The sequence below is a fragment of the Deinococcus alpinitundrae genome, assembly GCF_009982895.1.
In the GTDB taxonomy this organism is placed as follows: domain Bacteria; phylum Deinococcota; class Deinococci; order Deinococcales; family Deinococcaceae; genus Deinococcus; species Deinococcus alpinitundrae.
Genome location: NZ_WXZL01000144.1, coordinates 1 through 357 on the forward strand (window position 1 = coordinate 1; position 357 = coordinate 357).

Consider the following 357-nt stretch of genomic DNA (forward strand, 5'->3'; position numbering starts at 1 on the left):
AATGACCTGCATGACCTAATTCATGTGCTAAGACAAATGCTTCAGCCATTTTACCAGTCCAAGAAATAAACACATATGAATGTGTAAAGTATGGACTTGCACAAAATGCGCCTGTATCTTTACCTTTATTTTGTGCAAAATCAATCCATCGCTGATCGTATGCTTCACGTAACATGTTTGTATAGTCATCACCTAAAACACTTAACGCACCGAAAATATAATTTTTTGAGTCTTCAATTGAAATCTCTGGTTCATAATCAGGGTCTACAGAAATCTTCAAGTCTTCAAAACGCATGTTATCTAATCCGTGTATACGTTGTAAAAGTTTAGCATATTTCTGCATAACTGGTGCCAAGT

Annotated in this window: 1 protein-coding gene; it reads right to left on the reverse strand. The window is 35.6% G+C overall.

From position 1 onward, the window contains the following. Positions 1 to 295, reverse strand: a 295-nt coding sequence (locus GUI70_RS25430) for a M3 family metallopeptidase (RefSeq protein WP_237725135.1), incomplete at its 3' end; no start/stop codon positions are given. Between the last annotated feature and the right edge of the window lie 62 nt (positions 296 to 357).